The organism is Streptomyces sp. S465, assembly GCF_026898115.1.
GTDB classification, from domain to species: domain Bacteria; phylum Actinomycetota; class Actinomycetes; order Streptomycetales; family Streptomycetaceae; genus Streptomyces; species Streptomyces luomodiensis.
The window spans coordinates 7009662-7035533 of record NZ_CP114036.1; the positions used below are offsets into that span (position 1 = coordinate 7009662).

A 25872-nucleotide genomic window follows, 5' to 3' on the forward strand; every position below is an offset into this window, starting at 1 on the left:
GGGGGCGCATGCCTCACGCGTTTTCCGCGACTGTGTAAACGGCTACAGCCGTCCCGCCGCTCCCCCGCGACCCTGGAGACGGCACAGGGCGCGGGACCGTGGGCGACGGGGGTGCGCACGGCCCAGCGCCCCGCACCGGAGACGGGCGGCGGGGCGGGCAGGGGGAGAGACCCCGCCGCCCGCTTCGGGCATTCACCGGCACCCCGACACCACAGTGGGAGACGGGGGCCACGGCATGAAGGACGGCGGGCGATGAACGCACTGGAAGACGTGGGCGCCCCGGCGGACTCGGGGAGACGGCGCCCGGCGGGGTCGGGGGAGCGCCCCCTGGCGGACGCGGCGGGCCGGCCCCTGCTGGACCCGGTGGACCGGCCCCTGGTGGACGCGGCGGGCCGGCCCCCGGCGGACTCGGCGGATCGCCCCCCGGCGGACTCGGTGGGCCGCCCCGTGGCGGACGCGGGACGACGGCCCCCGCTGGATGCGGAGGCACGACTGGCGGACGCGGCGGGACGACGGCTGGCGGACTCGGGGGGACCGCCCCCGGCGGACGCGGCGGGACGACGGCTCGACATCCCCCAAGGCGGCCCGCTGGACGGGGCGGGCCTGCCGGGCGGTGCCCGCACAGCCCGCGAGGCGTGCGCCCATCTGCACATCGCCGACAGCCCGGCCCGCCTCCGCGCCGAACCGGCGCCCCACCCGCTCCCGGAAGGCCCGGTGCCCCGCGAGGAGCTGGACCGGCTGCGCCGGCTGTACCGGACCGTCCCGAACTATGCCGCGATGCGCGACCATCTGCGCCGCACCCGTCTGCTGGCGCTGTGCGGCGAACCCGGCACCGGCCGCGCCTGGACCGGGCTCGCTCTCCTCGCCGAGCTGTCCGAGCTGACCGGCGGCGGGGTCTCCCGGCTCGGTCCCGGCATCCTGCACGGGGCGCCCGGCGTGGAGAAGACCGAGCGCGGCCATGGCTATCTCCTCGAACTCCCCGCCGAGTACGCCGAGTACGCCGAGTACGCCGAGTACGCCGAGTACGCCGTGCACACCGAGTACGCCGTGCGTGCCCCGCGCACCGCGCACACCGGCCTCGCGGCCGAACTCCTGCTGGACCGGCTGCGCGCCCACTTCGCCGAGCGCGAGGCGTTCTGTGTGGTCCTGGTCGCGGGCGGCCCGGCCGCCGACCGGCTGCTGCGCGGCCGCCGTCACGCCGTGCCGTACGAGCCCCCGGCCGCCGCCGACGTCCTCGACCGCCACCTCGTCGAACTGCTCGCCGACGGCCCCACCGGACTGCTGGAGACGGCCCGCGCCACCGCCGTACGTCCCGAACTGGCCGAGGCGCTCGGCCTGGACGAGCCACGGCCCGGTGAGGCCGCCCGGCTCGCCGGCCATCTGGCCGCGTACGCCGGGGGAGGGCTGTCCGAGGAGCGGCTGCTGGAGCACTGCCGGTCGTTCGCCCCGGACCAGGCCCGTGAGTGGTTCCTGGCGGCCGGGCGCCCCGGTGATCTGCCCGCGGCGCTGCCCGCGCTGCGCGCCGCCGCGATGCGGATCGCCCTCGCCGTCTTCAACGGCGCGGCGCACAGCCTCATGGCGGAGGCCGCCGAGCTGCTGACCTGGGAACTGGTCGTCACGCTCGATCCGCAGTACGCCCCCGGCCGACCGCTGTTCGACCACCGCTCCGGGGCCTCGCTCGCCATGGCGCGCGCGGTTCACGGCGACGGGGTGGAGGACCTCGGGGACGCCTCGGTGCCCGTACGCGCGGTGTGGTTCGCGGGGCGGCGGCTGGCGCTCGCCGTGCTCCACGAGTCCTGGGACGCCCACCACAACCTCCGCGGCCCGATGGCCCGTTGGCTGCGCGCGCTGTGCGACGACCCGCGCCCCCAGGTGTGGGTGCGCGCGGCGGTCGCCGCGGGCGTGCTGTGCGCCCGCGACTACCTCAACGGCCTGGTCGAGCTGGCGCTGCCGCTGGCCCGCACGGACAGCCCGGTGCAGCGGATGGCGGCGGCCACCGCCCTCGCCGAGGCATCCCGCGCCGCGGAGGTGCGCCCCGCCGTGAACGGACTGCTGCGCGACTGGGCGCGCGGCGACGACGAGCGGGAGCGCGAGACCGCCGCGCTCGCCCACGGCTACGGCCTGGCGGCGGGCTCGGTCATGGCGTCCCTGGAGGAACTCGGCCGGATCGCCTGCGCCGACGAGGGCCGTACCACCTCGTACAGCGCGCTGCGGCTGCTGGCCGGGACCGAACCGGAGACCGTGCTGGCCGCGCTCACCCACTGGCTGCGCGACACCCGGCGGCCCCGCCGGGACCTGGCGCTGCTGACGGTGTTGCGCGCGGTCACCACCCGCACTTCGCATCTGTGGGGGCTGTGCGAGGTGCCGGAGCTGGCGCCGTACGCCGCCTGGCCGCTGGCCACGGCGCTGCTGGCGGCCCGTCCCGGATGCGCACCCCGGCTGGCCGAGCTGCTGCGGGCCGCCCTGACCTGGGCCAGATCGGCCGGGGCGGCCGAGGACGCGCTGGTCGGCTGGATCCGGCGGGCGGCCGGCGACGAGCGGCAGCTGGCGGTGTTGTGCGGCTTTCTGCCCCGGCTGGCGCAGGACGGCGACGAGCCGATCGACGCCGGGGCGGCCACACGGATACGGGAGGTACTGGAGGCGCTGTGAGGAGAAGGACGTCGATGGTGAAAGAGACAGAGAACCCGGCCGCCACGGAAACCGCGTACGACGCGTACGACACGACGGCGTCGAGCCCGGCAGGCCCCGTGGGTTCCGCGGGCCCGGCGAGTCCGGCAGGTTCGGCGGGTCGGGTGGGTTCGGCGGGCCTGGCGAGTCCGGCAGGTTCGGCGGGCCTGGCGAGTCCGGCAGGTTCGGCGGGCCTGGTGGGTTCGGCGGGCCCGGCAGGCCTGGCAGGCCCCGCGGGCCCCGTGGGTTCCGCAGGCCCGGCGGGCCCGGCAGGTCCCGTGGGTTCCACAGGCCCGGCAGGCCTCGCGGGCCCCGTGGGTTCCGCAGGCCCGGCGAGCCTGGCAGGCCCGGCAGGCCTCGCGGGTTCCACAGGCCCGGCGGTGCCCCGGGTTTCGGTGACCGGGGCGCGCACGCTGCGCGAGGCGCTGCGCCACGGCGGGGACGCCCTGCCCGCGGCGCTGCGGGAGGCCGACGACGGCCTGCTGCTGAGCGCGCTCGACGAGGGACTGCCCGCCGAGCGGGCCACCCGCGTCGTGGTCGAGCTGGTGCGCCGCGCGCCCGAGCGCGGACCGGAGCCAGCGGCCGCGGTCTGCGAGAAGGTGCTGGTCGCCCAGCTCTATCTCGACCCGCCGCCCCGCGCCCCGGGTGGTACGGCCGGAGCGGCCGGCGACGTGGACCGCCGGCTGCGGGTGCGTAACGCGCTGATGCTGTACGAGGGGCTCGTCCGCCCGTACGCGCAGCGCGGTGCGGTACCGGAGCTGATGGCGTGCGTCCTGCCCGGCCTGTGGACGGCCGGCGACGGCGCGGGCCGGGAGGTGGTGCGCCGGATCGCCGGCACCCGGCAGCCCACCGGGTTCGGCGAGAAGGGCTGGAAGGCGCTGTTCGGCGGCGTGGCCGAGGAGTGCCGGGAGCACGAGGAGGCGGCGGCCCGCGCCGCCCGGCACGAGGTCCGGCGGCACTGGTGGCGCCGGGGCACCGACGACGGGGGCCGCATCGACCTCCAGCCCGGCCAGCTGTGGGTCTCCGCCCTGCTGGGCTTGATCGCGGTCGCGCTGGTGCTGATCGTCGTGATCGCGGCCGGCTGACCACCCCACCCGACCCAGGCCCCCGCCCCCGCCGGGGCCGACGGGCTGGCCGTTCTCTCGCTGCCCCGCCCCCGCCGGGGTCGGCCGCCTCGTCCTGCCGGGGCCGACCGTCGGGCCGCTTCCCCGTTGCCCCGCCTCCGCCGAGGCCGGCCGGCAGGCCGCCCTCCCGTCGACCTGCCCCTTCGCCGGGGCCGATGTCTCTGCTCCTGCCGGGTCCGCCGCCTCGTCCCGCCGGGGCCGACGGGCGGGCCGCTTCCCCGGCGGTGCCCGTTCCCGCCCGCAGCGAGCCCATGACATGTCCCGCGCGCACCCCCACCGCCGGACCGCGATCGGCGGAAGAAATTCGCGAGACCGCAGACCCGCGAGACGTAGAGAGGCCCGCGAGGCCCGCGAGACCCGCGAGTCCCGCGAGGCCCGCGAGACGTGCGGAGGCCCGCGAGATTAGCGAGACCTGCGGAGGCCCGCGAGGCCAGCAGGTCCCGCGAGACCCGCGAGGCCCGCGAGACGTAGGGAGGCCCGCGAGTCCCGCGAGGCCCGCGAGACGTGCGGAGGCCCGCGAGATTAGCGAGACCCGCGAATCACGCGAGACCTGCGAAAGCCCGCGAGACCTGCGGAGGCCCGCGAGATCAGCGAGACCCGCGAATCACGCGAGACGTGCGGAGGCCCGCGAGATTAGCGAGACCCGCGAATCACGCGAGACCTGCGAAAGCCCGCGAGACCTGCGGAGGCCCGCGAGATCAGCGAGACCCGCGAATCACGCGAGACGTGCGAAGGCCCGCGAGACCTGCGGAGGCCCGCGAGATCAGCGAGTCCCGCGAAACCCGCGAAACCCGCGAGACCCCCGAAACCCGCGAGACCCCCAAAGCCCCCCAGAGATCCGCACAGATCCGTGTCGTGAAGCGGTCACAGCGGGCCGTGAGCGACGAAGATGGGGTCATGGGATTCCATGTCGACTCCGAGGCCGGGCGGCTGCGCCGCGTCATACTGCACCGCCCCGACCTCGAGCTCAAGCGGCTCACGCCGTCCAACAAGGACGCGCTGCTCTTCGACGACGTCCTGTGGGTGCGCCGGGCCCGCCAGGAGCACGACGGCTTCGCCGATGTCCTGCGCGACCGCGGGGTCGAGGTCCATCTCTTCGGGGATCTGCTCACCGAGAGCCTGGTCCTGCCCGAGGCGCGGGCGCTGGTGCTGGACCGGGTCTTCGACGAGAAGGAGTACGGCCCCCTGGCCACCGACCGCCTGCGCGCCGCCTTCGACGAGCTGACCGCTCCGGAGCTGACCGAGGCGCTGATCGGTGGCATGACCAAGCGGGAGTATCTGGAGCGGTACCCGGAGCCGGTCTCCGTGCGCTTCCACGCCATGGAGCCCGATGACTTCCTGGTCAACCCGTTGCCGAACCACCTCTTCACCCGGGACGCCTCCGCCTGGGTGTACGACGGGGTGTCGATCAACGCGATGCGCTGGCCCGCCCGCTGGCACGAGACGGTGCACTACGAGGCCGTCTACCGGCACCATCCGCTTTTCGCGGACGAGGACTTCCACGTCTGGTCGGAGGGCCAGGCCGCGTACCCCTCGACCATCGAGGGCGGCGATGTGCTGGTGCTCGGCAAGGGGGCGGTGCTGATCGGGATGAGCGAGCGGACCACCCCGCAGGCGGTGGAGATGATCGCGCACCGGCTCTTCGAGGCAGGTTCGGCCCGGACGATCGTGGCGCTCGACATGCCCAAGGGGCGGGCGTTCATGCACCTGGACACCGTGATGACCATGGTGGACGGGGACACCTTCACGCAGTACGCGGGGCTGGGGATGCTCCGCTCGTACACCATCGAGCCGGGCGCGGGCAGCCGTGACCTCAAGGTCACCGACCATCCGCCGGAGCATATGCACCGCGCGATAGCCGCGGCCCTGGGCCTGGACTCGATCCGCGTGCTCACGGCCACGCAGGACGTCCACGCGGCGGAGCGCGAGCAGTGGGACGACGGCTGCAATGTGCTGGCGGTCGAGCCGGGTGTGGTGGTGGCCTACGAGCGGAACGCGACGACCAACACCCATCTGCGCAAGTGCGGTATCGAGGTCATCGACATCCCGGGCAGTGAGCTGGGCCGGGGCCGGGGCGGGCCGCGGTGCATGAGCTGTCCGGTGGAACGGGACCCCGTGGAGCCGTAACGCCGGGGTCACCCCCCAGCCTCTGTATATATGCAGAGCCTCGTATATGCTTCCATGGTTTCCGGCCGCGGCGCCGCAGTCGTAGCCGCAGCCGCTGACCACCGTGTTCGCCGTGACCTAGGAGCCACCCTTATGGCGATTGACCTCACCGGCCGCCACTTCCTCAAGGAGCTGGACTTCACCGCCGACGAGTTCCGCCGCCTCATCGAGCTCGCCGCCGAGCTGAAGGCGGCCAAGCGCGCGGGCGCCGAGGAGCGGCGGCTGCGGGGCAAGAACATCGCCCTGGTCTTCGAGAAGACCTCCACCCGCACCCGCTGCGCCTTCGAGGTCGCGGCCGCCGACCAGGGCGCCTCGACGACCTACCTCGACCCGGTCGGCTCCCAGATCGGTCACAAGGAGTCGGTGAAGGACACGGCGCGGGTGCTCGGCCGGATGTACGACGCGATCGAGTACCGGGGCCATGGCCAGGGCGTCGTCGAGGAACTCGCCGCGCACGCCGGAGTGCCCGTCTACAACGGCCTCACCGACGAGTGGCACCCCACCCAGATGCTCGCCGACGTGCTGACCATGACCGAGCACAGCGAGAAGCCGCTGGAGCGGATCGCCTACGCCTACCTGGGCGACGCCCGGTACAACATGGGCAACTCTTACCTGGTCACCGGCGCCCTGCTGGGCATGGACGTGCGTATCGTCGCGCCCAGGCTGCTGTGGCCGGACAACACCATCGTGGAGCTGGCGCGGCAGCTGGCCGAGGCCTCCGGTGCCCGGATCTCGCTCACCGAGAACGTCGAGGAGGGGGTGCGCGGCGCGGACTTCGTCGCCACCGATGTGTGGGTGTCGATGGGGGAGCCCAAGGAGGTGTGGGACGAGCGGATAGCGCTGCTCGGGCCGTACGCGGTGACGATGGACGTGCTGCGCGCCACGGGCAACGACGCCGTGAAGTTCCTGCACTGCCTGCCGGCCTTCCACGACCTGGGCACGGATGTCGGCCGGGAGATCCACGAGCGGCACGGGCTGACCGAGCTGGAGGTCACCGACGAGGTCTTCGAGTCCGAGCACTCCGTCGTCTTCGACGAGGCGGAGAACCGGATGCACACGATCAAGGCGGTGCTGGTCGCGACCCTCAGCGCTCCGTAGCGCCGTCCGTAGCGCCGCCCGCGGTGTCCTCCGTGGGCGAAAGGACGAACCAGACGGCCTTGCCGTAGGGGGTCCGCCGGTAGCCCGCGTCCACGCTGAGGGTCCGGATCAGCAGCAGACCGCGTCCGCCCTCGGCGAGGCCGTCGGGTCTCTTGGGCCCGTCGGGATGCCCCAGCGCGTCCAGCTCGCCGGGCGGATTCGGATCCTGGTCGTGCACCTCGACCTGCCAGCCCCCGGTCGGCACCAGCTCCACCACCAGCTCTATCGGCTCGTCGCCCGCCGTGTGCCGCACCGCGTTGGCCACCAGCTCCGCCGTCAGCAGCTCCGCCGTGTGGCCGTCCACGGACGCCCCGAGGTCGGCCAGGGTCTTCCGGATCAGCGCACGCGCCAGCGGCACGGCGGCTGTCGTGTGCGGCAGGGTGAAGCGCCAGGTGGCGGTGTGGGTGGGATCGTGCACAAAGAGGTCCCGTCGGTCGGCGGCGTGAAGCGGCATACCGCAGCCCTCGACGCTAGGAAGCGGACGATGGCGCCGGAAGGGACCGTGGACCACTCTTCACGGGACCTAGGGCCTGACAGGGGCCTTTCAGGTGTATCGGTCATACATGGCCAAACCGCCAGGATGGGGAGGGGTCATCGGGCGGATCGGGCGGTCTGCTGCCGGTGCGCGCGGAAGTAGGCGCGGCTCCGCGGTGCGTACAGGAGGCTCACGCCGGTGCCCGAGGCCGCGATGGCCAGGACGGCCCGCACCGCGTACTCCGGCTGGAACGGGCCGCCCGGATCCGAGAACCCCCACATCACATGGGGCCCCAGATAGACCAGGAACAGCGCGGCGGTCACCGTCGCCGTGACGCACGCCGCGCGTCCGCCCCTGCGGATGCGGACGGCGGCACCGATGGTCACGAAGAGCAGCAGATACACGAACTGCGTCATCGACGGGTCGTTCACCGCGATCGTGGCGCTGAGCAGCGCCGAGGCGACCAGCAGCACGGCGGCCGCGGTGATGTGTCCGGGACGCTGGGGCGGGGGAGGTCCGGGCCAGTTGGTGTCGTCCGATGAACCGGTCATGGTGCCCTCCTTGTCTTCTCGCCCGGCGGCCGGGGGCCGGCGCCGGGCCGTGCCCGGCATCATCCGGCCGAACCTCCGGGACCCGTCCCGTCCGGGACGCGGCACCGTGCGTGTGGACGGGCTCGCCGTGGGGAGGGGTCCCGAAGGGGGCGCGGATCCTGGTGGTCGCGCCCGTGCACTGCCGAGCACCCCCCGACCCGAGGAGACGTCCGATGCCCCTCTCCACCAGCCTCGCGCGCGGAGTCGCGCCCACCACGCCCGGCACGCTCCACGCCCGCACCGTGACCGGCGATCTCAGCGCCCCGCCGCGGCCCGGCCTGACGGTCTGCTTCGGGCGCGGTGAGAAGCCGGACGTGGACCTGGGCGTGGGCGTGGACGATCTCCGGGTGAGCAGGCGGCACGGCGAGCTGACCTACCGTCATGGGCAGTGGTGGCTGCGCAACACCGGGCGGCAGCTCGTCCGGCTGCCCCGCGGCCGGATGATGCACCTCAGCTCCGAGCCGATCCCGCTCGCCACCGGCTACACCCCGCTGTTCGTCAAGGGTTCCGGCTACCGGGAGCACCTGGTCGAGCTGTACGTGGCGGGCCACGACGACCAGGGACCGGTCTCGCGGCGGCGCGCCGCCACCGTGCGGCCCGAGACCTGGGAACTCGACGACGACGAACGGCTGCTCCTGGTCGTCCTCGGCCAGCGCTACCTGCTGTACGAGGAGGACCCCAGACCCATGACGTACGCCATGGCGGCCAGGCAACTCGGCTACCTCCGCCCGGACGCGGGCTGGAACGAGCGCAAGATCGAGTACCGGATCGAGGCCGTACGCCGCCGTCTGCACCGCACCGGCTTCAGATACCCGCTGCTGCACGACCCGTCGCAGGGCCGCCCCGCCGACAACGCCCTGCTGCACAACCTGCTCAAGGGGCTGGTGGAGTCCACCACGCTCGTACCGCCGGACCTGGATCTGATGGAGGACGACTCCGACTGGTCCGACCCCGCGCCCTGAACGTACCACTTTGCGCAGATTGCGGATGCAGTGAGTCACTGGCGTTCCTGATCGAAAGCGGTTGAGCATGAGGGAAGGCACAGGGTCCGGCGAGCAGACGGCGGCGGCGGACGGCGGTGCCCGTGCACCGGCCGTGAGTCCGGCGCCCTCAGCCACCACCGGCGGCGCCACGGAAGCCCTCGTCTCCCCGGTCACCTTGCTCTGGTACCCGATTGCCGCAGTGTGTTCGCCGTGCTGCTGGTTTCGGGTGAGGCTGTGACCGACGATGCGCCCGCTTCCCGCCCGCGCCGTCCGGCGCGGTGACGATCGCGCGACTGGAAGGGGCAACCGGCCATGGTCGCGGCTTGCGAGGGGGGCCGATCTCGGTGAATCTGGAACCGACAGGAGGGCAGGCAAAGCGGGTAATTGTCGCCAACTGGACTGCACGGGACAGTCGATCCGCTTCGGTTCCCGCTATGCCCCGGTGCGGACGACGAAGGCTTTCGTACGTACCTCTGCTCGTGTCTCGGCGCGGGGTAGCACCGGGCCACGGGAAGACCCGACGCCGGGGCACGAGGAGGCCGACGGGCGGAAGCCAGGAGCAGCGCGTTCCAGACCCCGGTCGGACGATCGCGATCTTCGGAGGGAGCGTCTCCTGAGCGGACTGGCGACGGGTCGGCCCGACTCCCCACGCATGGCGCACGCCTGTACATAGGGGGTGGGGCGCGCCTTCGAGACGCGCACGTGGCCGGTGTCGTGGGGTGTGTGCGGAAAGCCCGCGAGCGGTCAAGGAGTGTAACGGCATGCACGATCCCGACCCACCGTTCCGGCCGGTTCGTCGGCCGGACGGGTACCTGCCCCTCGAGGACCTCGGCCTCATCGGGGACGGCACCACCGCGGCACTCGTCGGCCTCGACGGCACCATCCCGTGGATGTGCTTGCCCCGGTTCGACTCCGAACCAGTCTTCTGCGCGCTACTGGATCACGCACGGGGCGGTCACTTCGCCGTGGCACCCGAGAACCTGCGCGAAGCGCGGCAACGGTATGAGACGGACACCGGCGTGCTGCACACGGAACTGCGCAGTGACACCGGCGTGGTGCGCGTCACGGACGCCATGGTCCTCCGCTCGGGTGCCGATCTCTCCGACGACGCTCCGTCGAGCCGCGGGGAACTGGTCCGCTCGGTCACGGTCCTGGAGGGATCCGTACGCCTCGCCGTGGAGCTGGAGCCACGCGGCGGCGCGCAGACCCACCACCTGTACAGCGGACTGGAGGTGCGGCCGGCTCACTCCGCCGGTCTGCGTCTTCACCTACGGTCCAACCGCTCCGTGGACGGCCTGCGGACCGTACACGACCTGAGGCAGGGGGACCGCCTCGACGTTGTGCTGTCCTGGGGGCGCTTCCACCGCCACCACCGCTTCGACCCCGACGCGATGGTGCACCAGACAGTCGACGCGTGGCGGCGGTGGATGTGGGCCTTCGACTACGCCGGGCCCCCAGCACGCCCTCGCCCGGCGTGCCGCGATCACGCTGAAGATGTGCGACGACTGGGGCAACGGTGCACTCGTCGCCGCCCCCACATCGTCCCTGCCCGCGCCCATCGGGGGAATTCGGAACTGGGACTACCGCTACGCCTGGATCCGGGATGCCGCGTTCGCGGTCTTCGCACTGCGCCGCATCGGCTTCGACGGTGAGGCCGACGCCTTCCTCGGCTGGGTCCTCGACGCGTTCGAGCGCAGCCGCCGACCTCGCATCATGTACACCCTGGACGGCGATCAAGTGCCGGACGAAATCGAGGACGCCGGACTGGAGGGCTACCGCGGCTCCGCACCCGTCCGCTGGGGCAACGGCGCCGCCGACCAGCGACAGCACGACGTGTACGGCGAGATCCTGGACTGCGCTGACCAGTGGCTGCGTCGAGGAAGCGAGATCCAGCCCGCGATGTGGGCCGGTCTGGCCGGCCTCACCGACGCGGCCGGACGCGCCTGGCGCCAACCGGACCAGGGCATCTGGGAGGTCCGGAGTGACGGCCGCCCCTTCACCTACTCCGCCGGTCTGTGCCAGGTGGCTCTGGACCGGGGGGCCCAGATCGCCGAGCGCCTGGGACTGCCCGGCGACGCCGGCCGCTGGCGTGCCGAGGCCGGCCGGCTGCGCGACCTCATTCTGGAGCAGTCCTGGGACGAGAGAGCACAGACGCTGAGCGTCTACCTGGACGGCGGCGGCATCGTCGACGCGAGTCTGTTGAACCTGCCGCTGCGCCATGTCGTACCGGTCGACCATCCGCGGATGGTGGCAACCACCCGCGCCGTCGCCGAGCGCCTCTCGGCCGGCGACGGGCTGCTCTACCGCTACCTGCACGAAGAGCACCCCGACGGCCTCGCGGGCGATGAGGGTGCCTTCGTTCTGTGCTCCTTCTGGATGGTCGACAACCTGATCGGCCAGGGCAGGGTCGAAGAGGCCGAGGAACTGTACACGTCGCTGTGCTCGCGAGCGAGTCCTCTGGGGCTGCTGTCGGAGCAGATCTCCCCGACCACGGGAGCCTTCATGGGCAATTTCCCCCAGGCGTTCAGCCACATCGGCGTCATCGCCAGCGGAGTCAACCTCGACCGGGCGAAGGGCGGTTCCCGATGACCGTACGGCGACTCGCCGTCTTCGGCGGGACGGGCGACCTCATGGGCCGCTACCTCCTTCCGGCGCTGGCCGCCTTGCGCGCGGCGGGACATCTCGACGACCGGTTCAGCCTGGTGGCCGCCAGCCGGGAGAACTGGGACCGGAAGCGGTACCAGGAGTGGGCGGGCGACCAACTCGACAAGCACGGAGCCGGCTTCCCGGCCGACGTCCGGAGGGCCGTCACGGCCTCGGCGGACTACCGCAGGGCCGATGTCACGAACCCCGCGGACGTCGCGGCGGTCGTCGCCGGTGATGACCCCGCAGCCGTCTATCTCGCGCTTCCCCCCGCCCTCTTCCCGGACACGGTGACCGCGCTCCACGAGGCGGGGCTGCCCCGGGGCAGCCGCGTCGTCCTGGAAAAGCCCTTCGGCGAGGACCTCGCCGGCGCCCAGGAACTGAACCGGCTGCTCGCGGACCTCGTGCCCGAGCGCGCCGTCTTCCGGGTCGATCACTTCCTGGCCATGACGACCGTCCAGAACGTTCTCGGCAGCAGGCTCGCCAATCGGGTCCTGGAACCCATCTGGAACAGCACCCACATCGCCGAGATCGAGATCGTCTGGGACGAGACCCTCGCATTGGAAGGAAGGGCCGGCTACTACGATCACGTGGGCGCGCTGAAGGACATGGTGCAGAACCACCTGTTGCAACTGCTGTGTCTGGTCGCCATGGAGCCACCGCTCACCCTCGGTGAGCGAGACCTGCGCGACCGCAAGGTCGACGTGCTGCGCTCGGTACGGCTGCTGACCGACCAGGAGATCGTGGAGCGCACGCGTCGCGCCCGCTACTCATCCGGCACGTGCGGTGGCCATGAAGTGCCCGCCTACACCGACGAGCAAGGCGTGGACGCGCGGCGCGGGACGGAGACCCTCGCCGAGATCGATCTGGAACTGGACAGCTGGCGCTGGGCGGGCACCCGGTTCCGCCTGCGCAGCGGCAAGGCCCTGGGCAGGGACCGCAAGGAGGTCGCGGTGCGCTTCCGTTCCGTTCCGCACCTGCCGTTCGGGGAGGACCAGGACGTCCGGCCCAACGTGCTGCGCTTCGGACTGGAGCCGGAAAGCCTCAGCCTGGACATGACCGCCATCGGCTCGCGTGCCGAGGCCCTCACGCAGCTCTCGTTGGGCGCCCGCATGGACGCTCCCGCTCTGCCGGCCTACGGCCGTCTGCTGATGGACGTTCTCGACGGGGACCCGGCCCTGTCGATCCGCGGAGACGAGGCCGAGGAGGCGTGGCGCGTCGTCGAACCGGTCCTGTCCGCCTGGGAAAGGGGCCTCGTGCCCCTCGACGAGTATCCGGCCGGCTCGGACGGACCGCCGCCGCGCCACACCACTGCGGGGCGGCGGGACGACTCGCTGCACTAGCGCCCGGCTGCACCGTCCGGCCGACGGAGTGATCTCGACAGACCTCTCCTTGTGCCGTCGTCACAGGAGGGAGTGTCCGGGGCCGGGAAGTCGACCGTCGCCCGGGAGCCGGCCGACCGCCTGGTGCGCTGCGGCGGCGCTACCGGGACACGTTGAGGTCGGCCTGCCCCGCCGTGTTCATCCCCGAGACCCTGCTCGACTCCCAGCTCGCGACGCACAGGCGCCGCCGTCCGGGCCGGTCCGCGCGGGTACGGGGTCCTCCTGAGCTGGTCGGCCGCCCCGATGCCACCGCTCACGCTGTGTCCCGAACGATGGCGACCGGGCAGTGCGCGTGGTACAGGAGTGCTTGGCTCACCGAGCCCAGGAGCAGTCCGGAGAAGCCACCGCGTCCCCGAGCTCCGGCCACCATCAACTGCGCGTTCCGGCTCGCTTCGATCAGGACCTCGCGGATCTCACCGCTCAGCACTTGCTGCCTGACGGTGATGTCCGGATACCTTTCCCTGTGACCGGCGACTGACAGGGCCAGCAGACGTTCCGCGCTCTCCGCTCCCGTGCCAGGCGGCGCCAGGTCGGGCTGCCACGCGTGCACGGCGTAAATCTCGGACCCCCGCAAGGACGCTTCGGCGAAGGCGAACTCGACGGCCTTCTCACCTTCCGGGGAGCCGTCGACGGCCAGTACCACCGGCCCGATGTCATCTGGCTCCTCACGGACCACCAGTACCGGACAATGGCTTTGACCGACCAGGGACACCGCGGTCGAACCCAGCAGCATACCGACGAACTTCCCGATGCCCCGGCGGCCGACGACCACCAGATCCGCGGTTCGCGACTCGGCCGACAGCACGGGCGCCGCGTCGCCGACGACCACGGCATGGGTGACGTCCACCTCGGGCACCACACTGCGGGCGTGTTCTGCGGCGTCGTGGGCCAGGCGGTGGATCGGCGTCGGATCCAGTGGCGCGTACATGGGCCTGACCGGCCAGCTCAGGGCGTGCACCACACGGAGCCTCGCACCACGCCTCCTGGCTTCCCGTGCGGCCTGTGCCACGGCGGCGTCGCTCGAGGACGAGCCATCCACTCCCACGACGACCAGACCACTCATTGTGCCTCCACGTTCGCGTCGTTCCAGTCCCGTCAGGCACTCCAGGTCCGAGCCTCACTCCGGCCGAGCCCCGCCGCCAGTCGGCCGGAGACGGGCGGACGGTCATGACCCGGAGGAGGGAGGGCCGTCGCGGGGCGGGCGGGACTCGGCCGGCAGTCGGTTCACCGGGAAACGCGCCGGCTGCCCGGTCAGCACCCTTACGGCTTCCTCGGCGGCGATGGTCCGTACCGTCCTGACGGCTTCCTCCGAGTAGTAGGCCGCGTGGGGGGTGACGACCACGTTGGGCAGTTCGAGGAGGGTATTCGTCGGAAGCCATGCGCGCTGTTTCGCGGGTTCCTCCTCGATGTCGTCCAGCGCCGCACCGGCGATCCATCCCTCGGTGAGTGCCTGGTGGAGCGCCGCGTCGTCCACGATCGGTCCGCGCGCCGTGTTGACGAGGACGGCGGTCGGCTTCATCCGCCGGAGCGTCGCGCGGTCGAAGGTGTGGTGTGTCTGCGGGGTGAGCGGCGTCTGGACCACCACGTGGTCGGAGCCTTCCACCAAGTCGTCGAAGGACACCGGCCGGACCCGGGCACCCCGGATCACGGACTGGTCGATGAACGGGTCATGGGCCCAGACCTCGACGCCGAACGCCTTCACGCGTTCGGCGATGAGCCGTGCGATGGCCCCGAACGACAGCAGGCCCAGTACCTGTCCCCGCAGTCTGTGGATGGGCATCCCGGTCTTCCAGTGCCATTCGCCCTGCCGGGTCGCCCGGTCGTACCGGCAGATCTTCCGGGCGGCCGCGAGCCAGAGCGCGACGGCGTGGTCGGCGACCTCTTCGGCGCACCACTCGCTCGGGGCGTTCGTGACCTGGATGCCGTGCCGGGTGGCGGCATCGATGTCGACGATGTCCACGCCGGTGCCGTAGCGGGCGATCACCCGGCAGCGGGTCAACGCGGCGACGGCGCGGGAGCCGACGCGCGCGTACTGGGTCAGCACGCCGTCGGCCTCGCGTCCCGCCTCGATCACCTCGTCCTCGCTCTTGCACTGCGCGGCGAGGAGCCGCAGTCCGGCACCTTCGACGATCGCGCGTTCGATGTCCGCATCGCCGAAGTCGGAGTCGGCGATCAGAATCGTTCCGGGGGAGTCAGTGCGAGTCACGGGGGATCCCCTTCGTGTGGACGAGGTCCTGGTACGCCACGGCAAGCTCCAGACAGGCTCCGCTGTCCAGTTGGCCGACCGTGGCACGGTAGATCTCCTGCCACGGTGTCTGGTGTTCCAGGGCGGGAGGTGTGTGGGCGGCCCGCCGCGCGGCGATCTCCTCGTCCGACAGGAGGACGTCGACGCGTGCGTTGTCCAGGTCGACCCGGACCCGGTCACCGCTGCGCAGGATGGCGAGGTTGCCGTCGACCGCCGCTTCGGGGCTGGCGTTGAGGATGGACGGCGCGTCCGACGTGCCGCTCTGCCGGCCGTCTCCGAGCGCGGGCAGCGCGGTGATGCCTCGTTGGACCAGCCCCGCGGGAAGTTCCATGTTCACGACCTCGGCCGAGCCCGGATACCCGACGGGCCCGGTGTACCGGATGACGAGGAGACAGTCCTGGTCGATGTCCAGCTCCGGGTCCTCGATGCGGGCGTGGTAGTCCTCGGGCCCGTCGAAGACGACGGCGCGGAACTCGAACACCGACGGACCGCCGGAGTGCGGCAGCCCACGGGCCCGGAAGCTGTCCCCGATGACCGACGTCTTCATGATCGCGGAGTCGAATAGGTTTCCGGTCAGGACGAGCAGTCCGCCGCTCGTGGTCACGGGGTCGTGGAAGGGGCGGATGACCGCCGGATCGGCGGGCGGGGCGTTCTCCAGGTTCTCGGCCAGGGAGCGGCCCGAGACGGTCATGGCGTCGCCGTGCAGGCGTCCCGCTTCCAGCAGCGACCGCATGACCGCTGGGACGCCGCCGGCGCGGTAGAAGTCCTCGCCGAGGAACTCTCCAGCGGGAGCGAGGTTCACCAGTACCGGGATGTCGCGCCCGACGTGCTGCCAGTCCTGGTTGGACAGGTCCACACCGGCGTGCCGGGCGATGGCGTTGATGTGGACGGGCGCGTTGGTCGACGCCGCGATGGCCGACGCGACGACGATCGAGTTCTCGAAGGCGTGCCGGGTCATGATCTTGCGCGGGGGCAGGTCCTCTCGCACCAGGGCCACCGCTCGCAGGCCCGTCTCATAGGCCATCTGCGCCCGTTCGTTGTAGGGGGCCGGGATCGCCGCACAGCCGGGAAGGGACATGCCCAGTGCCTCGGCCAGACTGTTCATCGACAGTGCGGTGCCCATCGTGTTGCAGTGTCCGATGCTGGGCGCGGAGGCGGTCACCCGTGCCATGTACTCGTCGTGGTCGATCTCTCCGCTGGCCAGAAGCCGCTTCGACTGCCAGATCACCAGCCCCGAGCCCGTGCGCATACCGTTGTGATAGCCGTTGAGCATTGGTCCCCCGGACAGCACGATCGCCGGGATGTTCACCGTCGCCGCCGCGGTCAGGCAGGCGGGCGTTGTCTTGTCGCAGCCGGTCGTCAGGACCACCCCGTCGAGCGGGTATCCGTAGAGGACTTCGACCAGTCCGAGATAGGCGAGGTTCCGGTCCAGTGCCGCGGTGGGACGTTTTCCGGTCTCCTGCAACGGATGGACGGGGAACTCGAGGGGGATTCCGCCACCGTCGCGGATTCCGTCCCTGACCCGCTCGGCGAGGGCGAGATGGTGACGGTTGCAGGGGACCAGGTCGTTGCCCGTCTGGGCGATTCCGATGATCGGCCGGCCCGACTGAAGCTCTGCCCGTGTGAGGCCGTAATTCAGGAACCGCTCGAGATACAGGGCCGTCATCTCCGGCTTTTCCGCGTTGTCCCACCATGCCTGGCTGCGCAGTTCCCCTGCGGTGCGCTCCGTCGGTGACATGCTCAGCTCCTCGCCGACCGGTCCGGGCTGTCGCCGCGAGACCGGGAAAGGAAGTCGAAGGTCCAAAAGCGCTGATTCGGCAGGTCGTGAGGTTCCGGTCCGACGTCGACAGGGTGCGGGTGGCGTTGTCACCCTCGCTCAGCGGCCGTCGTCGCGCACCACGACCACCGGACACCCGGCCTGCTGGACGCGACGTCGGCTGCGGTGCCGTGGCGGGCCTCGGTACGTAGATCCACTGGTGGCGGCTCTCCCACGGTTTCCGCCACCCCCACGACCTGGACGAGAGCGGCTGTGCGCCCGTGCCTTCACCGCTGCCTCGTCGCTGCTCGACGGGGGCAACCAGCCGAGCGCGCCGTGGACTGGGGAACAGTCCAGGCGGTCGGCGCCTCCACCGTGCCGCCGGTGAGTCCGGCCTCACGTACGGCCCGGCGCAGCGCTTGTTTCGACGAGTCCGATCCGTCCACTCCGACCACGACGCGTTCGGTGTTCTGCTTCCAGTCAGCCACGGATCCTCCTCGGTTCGCCAGTGGCGGGCGACTGACTCGGCCGGCCGAGTACGGGTGTCAGCATCAGCTTCGGTCAAAGGGGCCGGACGCGCAGTTCGGGAGGCGCGGACGGACCGGAAGCCGCCACGGCCTCCTCCGAGGCCGCGGCAGGTCGGGCAGGTCAGCTCCTCGGCCGGCCTGAAGTCCCAGAAAGGTCCCAGAGACACCAACAAGTACCCTCCGGCCTGGCATGTGCGCAGACCAGAGGGGGTTTGCCGCTCTCTCCGCCAGAGCTGTCAAATGTCCCGGAACGTCTCGATCTGGGCGCCGATCGAGTTCAGCCGCTCCGCCAGGTCCTCGTAACCACGGTTGATGACGTACACGTTGCGCAGCACCGAGGTGCCCGGGGCCGCCATCATCGCGAGCAGGACGACCACCGCGGGGCGCAGGGCGGGCGGGCACATCATCTCGGCGGAGCGCCAGCGGGTCGGGCCCTCGACCAGGACACGGTGCGGGTCGAGGAGTTTGACGTGGGCGCCGAGCCGGTTGAGCTCGGTGAGGTAGATCGCGCGGTTGTCGTAGACCCAGTCGTGGATCAGCGTCGAGCCCTGGGCGACGGCGGCGATGGCCGCGAAGAAGGGCACGTTGTCGATGTTGACGCCGGGGAACGGCATCGGGTGGATCTTGTCGATGGGGGCCTGGAGCTTGGACGGCCGCACGGTCAGATCGACCAGCCGGGTGCGGCCGTTGTCCGCCGCGTACTCCCGGCCGCGCTCGTGGTCCAGTCCCATCTCCTCCAGGACGGCCAGCTCGATCTCCAGGAACTCCACCGGCACCCGGCGGATCGTCAGCTCCGATTCGGTGATGACGGCGGCGGCCAGCAGGCTCATCGCCTCGACCGGGTCCTCGGAGGGCGAGTAGTCGACGTCGCGGTCGATGTGGGCGACGCCGTGGACGGTGAGCGTCGTGGTGCCCACGCCCTCGACCTTGACGCCCAACTCCTCCAGGAAGAAGCAGAGATCCTGGACCATGTAGTTGGAGGAGGCGTTGCGGATCACCGTGACCCCGTCGTGCCGGGCGGCCGCCAGCAGCGCGTTCTCGGTGACGGTGTCGCCCCGTTCGGTCAGCACGATGGCGCGGGTGGGGGAGACCGAGCGGTCGACGCGGGAGTGGTACATCCCGTCGGTGGCGGTCACTTCGAGGCCGAAGTGGCGCAGCGCGGTCATATGCGGCTGCACGGTGCGGGTGCCCAGGTCGCAACCGCCCGCGTAGGGAATCCGGAAGCGGTCCATCCGGTGCAGCAGCGGACCGAGGAACATGATGACGCTGCGCGTCCGGCGCGCGGCCTCGGTGTCCATGGCGTCGAGGTCCAGCTCGGCGGGCGGCACGATCTCCAGATCGGCGCCGTCGTTGATCCAGCGGGTGCGGACGCCGATGCTGCCCAGCACCTCGAGGATGCGGTAGACCTCCTCGATCCTGGCGACCCTCCGCAGCGTGGTGCGGCCCGCGTTGAGAAGCGTGGCGCACAGCAGCGCCACGCACGCGTTCTTGCTCGTCTTGACGTCGATGGCACCCGACAGACGGCGGCCGCCGACCACCCGAAGGTGCATGGGGCCCGCGTAGCCGAGGGAGACGATCTCGCTGTCCAGGGCCTCGCCGATCCTGGCGATCATCTCAAGGCTGATGTTCTGGTTGCCCCGCTCAATGCGGTTGACCGCGCTCTGGCTTGTGCCGAGAGCCTCCGCGAGCTGGGACTGGGTCCAGCCCCGGTGCTGTCGGGCGTCACGGATGAGCTTGCCGATACGTGAGAGGTAGTCGTCAGTCATACAGAAGAGGCTATCTCAGATATGAGATGCGCATGCGACCGGGGAGGCGGAAGGGGTGACGGCCGTTCGGTCGGGGCATTGTTCTACTAGTATGCGAACAAGTTAAATGAACCGAGGAGGCCGATGTGAGTCCTGTCCGGCGGCGCGCACTCGTCCTGCTCCTGCCCTCCGTGCTGGCCTGGGCCGTGGTCCTGGCGGTCTTCGCCGGGCTGCGGGACCGGCTGCCCGACCCGCTCGCGACGCATTTCGGCACCGGCGGGGAGGCCGACGGATTCACCGGTCCGGGTGCGTTCCTTACGGTGGCGACCGCCGTGCTGCTCGGCTCCGGCCTCCTCATCGCGATGGGCGCCCTGCGCGCGGGCAGGACACTCCGCGCCCAGCGGCCCATGGTCGCCATCGGCTACGGCACCTCCGGGCTGCTGGGCTACTGCTTCGCGGCCGTGCTCTTCGCCAACGCCGACGCCGTCCGCGCCTCCCGGGTGTCCCAGCCGCTGTGGCAACTGGGCGTCGCCCTCGCCGTGGCGGGCGCCATGGGCGCCCTGGGATGGCTGCTCGCGGGCCCGGACACGGCACCCGGGGCCGGGCCCGGGACACCGGCCGCCGCGCCCCGCCTCCCGCTGGCCGACGGCGAGGTCGCCAGCTGGACGCGCACCGTCGGCTCGCCCGTGCTGCTCGCCGTGGGCGTGGGGACCACGCTGCTGGGCGCGGTGCTGGCCGCCGGGGGTTCAGGGGCGGAGGTGTGGCTGATCGTCATCGGGCTGATCTCCACCGCGCTGGCCCGCTGCCGGGTGACGGTCGACCGCCGCGGCCTCACCGTCGCCCCGTGGTGCGCCCCGCAGCCCAGGATGCGGATACCGCTGGCCCGCATCGAGCGGGCCACCAGCGGCGAGGCCGACGCGCTGAGCCTCGGCGGATGGGGCTACCGGATCCGCGGCGGGGGCAGCGCGCTGGTGTTCCGCTCGGGCGACGCGCTGTTCCTGCGGCTGGCCACGGGCCGGGAGTTCGCGGTCACGGTGGACGACGCCGGCACCGCCGCCGCCCTGCTCAACACGCTGATCGAGCGCGACCGCCGCGGACCGGGAGAGCGCGGCTGAGATGCTCTTCCGAGTCGACCCCCGTTCCGCGGCGCCGCTGGCCGACCAGATCGCCGCCTCCGTGCGTGGCGCGATCGCCGACGGCACCGTACGCCCCGGCGAACGCCTCCCCGCCGCCCGCGCGCTCGCCGCATCGCTCGGCGTCAACGTCCACACCGTCCTGCGCGGCTACCAGCGGCTCCGCGAGGAGGGCCTGATCGAACTGCGCCGCGGCCGCGGCGCGGTCGTCACCGGCGACCAGCCCACCGCCCGCGCCCGGCTCCTGGAGGGCGTCCAGGGCCTGGTGGAGGAGGCCCGCGCCCTCGGCCTGACGGACGAGGAGGTCCTGACCCTGGTCAGAACCCGCCTCGCGGGCGGCTGACGCCCATCAGAAGTCGGAGGTGTCCAGCTCCAGGCCGAACGGCTCAGGGAGCGGGAGGGGGGTGCCGAAGGGGTGGGGGCCGTCCACCTTGGTGTAGCCGAAGTCTCCGGGGGCGGAGAAGAGGGTGCAGGTCCGTTGCTGCCGGTCGACCAGCAGGAACAGCGGGGCTCCGTACTCGGCGTAGCGGCGCCGCTTGACGATCCGGTCGGTGTCCCCGTTCGAGTCGGAGGTGACCTCGACGATCAGGAGGGTCTGGCCGGGGACCAGGGCTCCTCCGCCCTTGGCGAGTTCGCGCGGCACGACGGCAAGATCCGGTACGAACCAATTCGGGCTGCCGGTCAGATCGAGGTCTCCCGACCCCGCCATGCACCCCAGTGCGGGCAGCACGGGGGTGAGCTGCTGCCGGAGCTTGGCGGCGGTGCGCTCATGATCCCAACTCGGTGACAGTGGTTCGATCAGCCCTTCGATGACCTGCACTCGGTCGAAGCCCCGGATGCGCTGGACGGCGTACTTGAGGGCCGTCTCCGGGTCGTCGGGGGCGTAGACGTGTGCTGGTGCGTTCATCGGTCCTCCCATCGGTAGCGGATGGCAAGGATCGTGGCTGCCGCTTCACGGGGGTTGCGTCCGGTTGCTCTCTCACCCGTACCGGTGACGATCCCCCGTCACCAGCGCCGCCAGCGTCCGGGCCGGGCCGTCGACGGCGGGGCCGTGGAGGAGTTCGGTGCGGTGGACCAGGCGGGGGGTGATCAGGGGGACGGTGACGATGCCGGGGGCGCCCTTGGTGGCCGGGTGGGGGAGCAGGGCGAGGCCGTGTCCGGCGGCGGTCAGGGCGATCAGCCCGCGTACGTCGGTGCCCTCGTACGTCAGGGTGGCGCGGAAGCCGCCGGTGTGGGTCAGCGCGCGCAGCCGGCCGAGCGGCATGGCGGCGTCCGGGGCGTCCAGCCAGTGGGCGTCGGCGAGGTCGGCCAGCCGCAGCCCGAGCCGGCGGGTCAGCGGGTGGCCGGTGGGCAGGGCCACCACCAGCGGGGCCTCCGCGACCGGGACCGTGGTGAGCGGACCCAGCTCGGGCAGCGGAAGGGCGTCGGCGGGGGTGGCCGGGCCGTCGATCAGCCCCAGGTCCAGCGCCCCGGACGCGACCGCCGCCGGGATCTCCCGGCGGCCGAGGATCCGCAGCGAGGTCCGGATGGCCGGGTGGGCCCGGCGCGCCCGGTCCAGGGCCGTGGCGATCCTCGGGGTCATCGCCAGCGGTGAGGCCCCCACCGCCAGCCGGGCGGTGCCCGACGCCGACAGCCGTTCGACGTCGGCCCGCGCCGCGTCCAGCCGGAGCAGCAGCGGTCCGGCGTGTTCCAGCAGCCGTGCGCCCGCGCTGGTGAGCATGACGGGCCGCCGGGTCAGCAGCGCCGTGCGCAGATCCGCTTCGAGGGAGGCGATGTGCTCGCGGACCGCCGCCGGGGTGAAACCCAGCTGATGCGCGGCGTCGGAGAAGGATCCGCAGCGGGCCACGGAGACGAACGTACGGAGCAGATGCGGGTCCATGGCAGCAGTATCGCGGTGGCGGGGGGTGGCTCAGTTCGCAACTGGGGGGTGGCCGGGGCCGGTTCGGGCCCGGTCGTCGTCCGTTCCGGGGCCGGCGGTCGCGTCCGCGTGCGTGCTCATGGCCCCAGGTCTAACGCGGGACGCCGGTACCGGGGAACCTTCCGGCACGCGATCACCCTTACCGGTGAACCGACCCGGAACGCGCCCACCGCCGGGCAGGGCATGACCGCGCGGGGTCGATGTACTAGAGTTATCTCGACATCGAGATATCTGCTGGCAGGCGCGCAATGCCGCCCCCGTGCCGGTAAGGCTTACCTAACTTAGCCATACCTTAGCGGATCGGCGCGGGCATGTGACGGCAGCATTGCGGTGGTACGCGCGAAATCATGCATGAAGGAGACTGTCGTGTCGGCGAACAGCTTCGACGCCCGCAGCACCCTGCAGGTGGGCGACGAATCGTACGAGATCTTCAGGCTGGACAAGGTCGAGGGATCGGCCCGGCTCCCGTACAGCCTGAAGGTGCTGCTGGAGAACCTGCTCCGCACCGAGGACGGCGCGAACATCACCGCCGACCACATCCGCGCACTGGGCAGCTGGGACTCGCAGGCCCAGCCCAGCCAGGAGATCCAGTTCACGCCGGCCCGTGTGATCATGCAGGACTTCACCGGTGTGCCCTGTGTCGTGGACCTCGCCACCATGCGTGAGGCCGTCAAGGAGCTCGGTGGCGACCCGGCGAAGATCAACCCGCTGGCCCCGGCCGAGCTGGTCATCGACCACTCGGTGATCGCGGACCGCTTCGGCACCCCGGACGCCTTCACCCAGAACGTGGAGCTGGAGTACGGCCGCAACAAGGAGCGCTACCAGTTCCTGCGCTGGGGCCAGACCGCCTTCGACGAGTTCAAGGTCGTTCCGCCCGGCACCGGCATCGTCCACCAGGTGAACATCGAGCACCTGGCCCGCACCGTCATGGTCCGCAATGGCCAGGCCTACCCGGACACCCTGGTCGGCACCGACTCCCACACCACCATGGTCAACGGCCTCGGTGTGCTCGGCTGGGGCGTCGGCGGCATCGAGGCCGAGGCCGCGATGCTCGGCCAGCCGGTCTCGATGCTCATCCCGCGCGTCGTCGGCTTCAAGCTCACCGGCTCGCTGCCCACCGGCACCACCGCCACCGACCTGGTGCTGACCATCACCGAGATGCTGCGCAAGCACGGCGTGGTCGGCAAGTTCGTGGAGTTCTACGGCGAGGGCGTCTCCTCCATCCCGCTCGCGAACCGCGCCACCATCGGCAACATGTCGCCGGAGTTCGGCTCCACCGCCGCGATCTTCCCGATCGACTCCGAGACCATCGACTACCTGAAGCTCACCGGCCGCAGCGAGCAGCAGCTCGCGCTCGTCGAGGCGTACGCCAAGGAGCAGGGCCTGTGGCTGGACCCGGCCGCCGAGCCGGACTTCTCCGAGAAGCTGGAGCTGGACCTGTCGACGGTGGTCCCGTCGATCGCCGGCCCCAAGCGCCCGCAGGACCGGATCATCCTGTCCGAGGCCGCCGAGAAGTTCGCCCAGGACGTCCGCAACTACGTGCCGGTCGCCGACCTCGACGAGGCGGGCGTGGAGTCCTTCCCGGCCTCCGACGCGCCGGCCGTCACCAACGGCGTGCCGACCAAGCCGACCCCGGTGATCGCCCCCGACGGCAGCCAGTACGAGATCGACCACGGCGCGGTCACCGTCGCCGCGATCACCTCGTGCACCAACACCTCCAACCCGTACGTCATGGTCGCCGCCGCCCTGGTGGCCAAGAAGGCCGTCGAGAAGGGCCTGACCCGCAAGCCGTGGGTCAAGACCACCCTGGCCCCCGGGTCCAAGGTCGTCATGGACTACTACGACCGCGCCGGGCTCACCCCGTACCTCGACAAGCTGGGCTTCAACCTCGTCGGCTACGGCTGCACCACCTGCATCGGCAACTCCGGCCCGCTGCCGGAGGAGGTCTCCAAGGCGGTCAACGAGGCCGACCTGGCCGTCACCTCGGTGCTCTCCGGCAACCGCAACTTCGAGGGCCGGATCAACCCCGACGTCAAGATGAACTACCTGGCGTCCCCGCCGCTGGTCGTCGCCTACGCCATCGCGGGCTCCATGAAGGTGGACATCACCAAGGACGCCCTCGGCATCGACCAGGACGGCAACCCGGTCCACCTGAAGGACATCTGGCCCTCCGAGAAGGAGGTCGAGGAGGTCGTCGCCTCTGCGATCGGCCAGGAGATGTTCAACACCAGCTACGCCGACGTCTTCGCCGGTGACGCCCAGTGGCAGTCGCTCCCGGTGCCGACCGGCAACACCTTCGAGTGGGACCCGGAGTCCACCTACGTCCGCAAGCCCCCGTACTTCGAGGGCCTGACGATGGACCCCGCCCCGGTCCAGGACGTCACCGGCGCCCGGGTGCTGGCCAAGCTGGGCGACTCGGTCACCACCGACCACATCTCCCCGGCCGGTGCGATCAAGGCCGACACCCCGGCCGGCAAGTACCTCACCGAGCACGGTGTCGAGCGTCGTGACTTCAACTCCTACGGCTCCCGCCGGGGCAACCACGAGGTCATGATCCGCGGCACCTTCGCCAACATCCGGCTGCGCAACCAGATCGCGCCCGGCACCGAGGGCGGCTTCACCCGCGACTTCACGCAGGACGGCGGCCCGGTCTCCTTCATCTACGACGCCTCGCAGAACTACCAGGCGGCCGGCATCCCGCTGGTCATCCTGGCGGGCAAGGAGTACGGCTCCGGCTCCTCCCGCGACTGGGCCGCGAAGGGCACCGCGCTGCTCGGCGTCAAGGCCGTCATCGCCGAGTCGTACGAGCGCATCCACCGCTCGAACCTCATCGGCATGGGCGTCCTGCCGCTCCAGTTCCCCGAGGGCGCCTCGGCGGAGGCGCTGGGCCTGACCGGTGAGGAGACCTTCGACATCACCGGCGTCACCGCGCTCAACGAGGGCGGCATCCCGGAGACCGTCAAGGTCAAGGCGGGCGACGTCGAGTTCGACGCCACGGTGCGCATCGACACCCCCGGCGAGGCGGACTACTACCGCAACGGCGGCATCATGCAGTACGTGCTGCGTTCGCTGATCCGCAAGTAAGACGCGGCCGACGCACGCAGCGGCGACGGGCCGCACTCCTGAAGGGGGTGCGGCCCGTCCGCGTGCGCGGCGGGGAATCCGCGTGCGCGGCGGGGGGATCGCGTGTTGTGCCCGCGCCGCGCACGGCGCGGCCGTGCCGGCGGACCTGCCCGCCACGTCCTCGTCGCCGCCCGAGCGGCCCGCGGCCCGCCCGCCCACCCACCTCAGCACTCGGCGGCGGCCGCCCGCGGCGCGTCGTATGCGGCCCGGGGTCCGCGTGGGCGCGGCGGGGGTTCGCGTGGGTGGTCCGGGGTCCGC

At 71.7% G+C, this 25872-nt stretch carries 19 protein-coding genes and 1 pseudogene; 11 read left to right on the top strand and 9 right to left on the bottom strand.

Annotated features, from left to right (window positions below):
* Positions 1-252 precede the first annotated feature (252 nt).
* The 4 genes from N6H00_RS29685 (at position 253) to argF (ending at position 7055) form a co-directional block, all read left to right on the top strand.
* Positions 253-2649: a hypothetical protein gene (locus tag N6H00_RS29685; RefSeq protein WP_268974897.1), complete on the top strand. Its 2397-nt coding sequence runs from the start codon at positions 253-255 to the stop codon at positions 2647-2649.
* A 413-nt stretch (positions 2650-3062) separates the two neighbouring features.
* The gene (locus N6H00_RS29690) at positions 3063-3752 is read left to right on the top strand and encodes a hypothetical protein (protein ID WP_268974898.1); all 690 of its coding nucleotides are present in this window, start codon (positions 3063-3065) and stop codon (positions 3750-3752) included.
* A gap of 936 nt (positions 3753-4688) precedes the next feature.
* Positions 4689-5918: an arginine deiminase gene (locus tag N6H00_RS29695; protein ID WP_268974899.1), complete on the top strand. Its 1230-nt coding sequence runs from the start codon at positions 4689-4691 to the stop codon at positions 5916-5918.
* A 132-nt stretch (positions 5919-6050) separates the two neighbouring features.
* The gene (gene argF, locus N6H00_RS29700) at positions 6051-7055 is read left to right on the top strand and encodes an ornithine carbamoyltransferase (protein WP_268974900.1); all 1005 of its coding nucleotides are present in this window, start codon (positions 6051-6053) and stop codon (positions 7053-7055) included.
* Here the strand turns inward: argF and N6H00_RS29705 are convergent.
* Both N6H00_RS29705 and N6H00_RS29710 read right to left on the bottom strand, forming a co-directional pair.
* Entirely contained in the window at positions 7042-7548 is a 507-nt protein-coding gene (locus N6H00_RS29705) for an ATP-binding protein (RefSeq protein WP_268974901.1), read from the bottom strand. The two genes, argF and N6H00_RS29705, sit on opposite strands and share 14 nt — an antisense overlap.
* Before the next feature lie 137 nt (positions 7549-7685).
* A complete protein-coding gene (locus tag N6H00_RS29710) occupies positions 7686-8120 on the bottom strand; it encodes a hypothetical protein (RefSeq protein ID WP_268974902.1) in 435 nt (144 codons plus the stop codon).
* A 212-nt stretch (positions 8121-8332) separates the two neighbouring features.
* Between N6H00_RS29710 and N6H00_RS29715 the strand changes: the two genes are divergently transcribed.
* From N6H00_RS29715 to N6H00_RS29730, 4 genes and pseudogenes are all read left to right on the top strand, one after another.
* Entirely contained in the window at positions 8333-9121 is a 789-nt protein-coding gene (locus N6H00_RS29715; protein WP_268974903.1) for an FHA domain-containing protein, read from the top strand.
* Positions 9122-9903: 782 nt separating this feature from the next.
* Positions 9904-10275, top strand: a pseudogene (locus N6H00_RS29720) (trehalase-like domain-containing protein); the annotation flags it as partial.
* Positions 10276-10636: 361 nt separating this feature from the next.
* A complete protein-coding gene (locus tag N6H00_RS29725; RefSeq protein WP_268974904.1) occupies positions 10637-11731 on the top strand; it encodes a glycoside hydrolase family 15 protein in 1095 nt (364 codons plus the stop codon).
* Positions 11728-13128, top strand: coding sequence for a glucose-6-phosphate dehydrogenase (locus N6H00_RS29730; protein WP_268974905.1), 1401 nt, complete (start codon positions 11728-11730; stop codon positions 13126-13128). Before N6H00_RS29725 ends, N6H00_RS29730 begins: the two co-directional genes overlap by 4 nt.
* Positions 13129-13420: 292 nt before the next feature.
* Here the strand turns inward: N6H00_RS29730 and N6H00_RS29735 are convergent, their stop codons facing one another.
* The 5 genes from N6H00_RS29735 to N6H00_RS29755 all read right to left on the bottom strand — a co-directional run bounded on the left by N6H00_RS29735 (position 13421) and on the right by N6H00_RS29755 (position 19461).
* Positions 13421-14230 carry a universal stress protein gene (locus N6H00_RS29735; RefSeq protein ID WP_268974906.1) on the bottom strand — a complete coding sequence of 270 codons (810 nt, stop codon included), beginning with the start codon at positions 14228-14230 and terminating at the stop codon, positions 13421-13423.
* A 102-nt stretch (positions 14231-14332) separates the two neighbouring features.
* Complete coding sequence (locus N6H00_RS29740; protein ID WP_268974907.1) at positions 14333-15373, bottom strand: C-terminal binding protein; 1041 nt, start codon at positions 15371-15373, stop codon at positions 14333-14335.
* Positions 15360-17150, bottom strand: a complete 1791-nt coding sequence (locus N6H00_RS29745; RefSeq protein ID WP_268974908.1) for an IlvD/Edd family dehydratase — start codon at positions 17148-17150, stop codon at positions 15360-15362. Before N6H00_RS29745 ends, N6H00_RS29740 begins: the two co-directional genes overlap by 14 nt.
* Positions 17151-17455: 305 nt before the next feature.
* Positions 17456-17656: a universal stress protein gene (locus tag N6H00_RS40240; protein ID WP_329618570.1), complete on the bottom strand. Its 201-nt coding sequence runs from the start codon at positions 17654-17656 to the stop codon at positions 17456-17458.
* 275 nt (positions 17657-17931) lie between these two features.
* Positions 17932-19461 carry a helix-turn-helix domain-containing protein gene (locus N6H00_RS29755; RefSeq protein ID WP_268974909.1) on the bottom strand — a complete coding sequence of 510 codons (1530 nt, stop codon included), beginning with the start codon at positions 19459-19461 and terminating at the stop codon, positions 17932-17934.
* Between the two features lie 125 nt (positions 19462-19586).
* Between N6H00_RS29755 and N6H00_RS29760 the strand changes: the two genes are divergently transcribed.
* Together N6H00_RS29760 and N6H00_RS29765 are read left to right on the top strand one after the other, a co-directional pair.
* Positions 19587-20555: a DUF1648 domain-containing protein gene (locus N6H00_RS29760; RefSeq protein ID WP_268974910.1), complete on the top strand. Its 969-nt coding sequence runs from the start codon at positions 19587-19589 to the stop codon at positions 20553-20555.
* 1 nt (position 20556) lies between these two features.
* A complete protein-coding gene (locus tag N6H00_RS29765) occupies positions 20557-20916 on the top strand; it encodes a GntR family transcriptional regulator (protein WP_268974911.1) in 360 nt (119 codons plus the stop codon).
* Between the two features lie 6 nt (positions 20917-20922).
* Here N6H00_RS29765 and N6H00_RS29770 read toward each other — a convergent pair whose 3' ends face one another.
* Both N6H00_RS29770 and N6H00_RS29775 read right to left on the bottom strand, forming a co-directional pair.
* On the bottom strand, positions 20923-21480 hold the full coding sequence (locus N6H00_RS29770) for a Uma2 family endonuclease (RefSeq protein ID WP_268974912.1): 558 nt from the start codon (positions 21478-21480) through the stop codon (positions 20923-20925).
* A 72-nt stretch (positions 21481-21552) separates the two neighbouring features.
* Complete coding sequence (locus N6H00_RS29775) at positions 21553-22452, bottom strand: LysR family transcriptional regulator (RefSeq protein ID WP_268974913.1); 900 nt, start codon at positions 22450-22452, stop codon at positions 21553-21555.
* Between the two features lie 405 nt (positions 22453-22857).
* Between N6H00_RS29775 and acnA the strand changes: the two genes are divergently transcribed.
* The gene (acnA, locus tag N6H00_RS29780; protein WP_329618571.1) at positions 22858-25575 is read left to right on the top strand and encodes an aconitate hydratase AcnA; all 2718 of its coding nucleotides are present in this window, start codon (positions 22858-22860) and stop codon (positions 25573-25575) included.
* Positions 25576-25872: the final 297 nt, after the last annotated feature.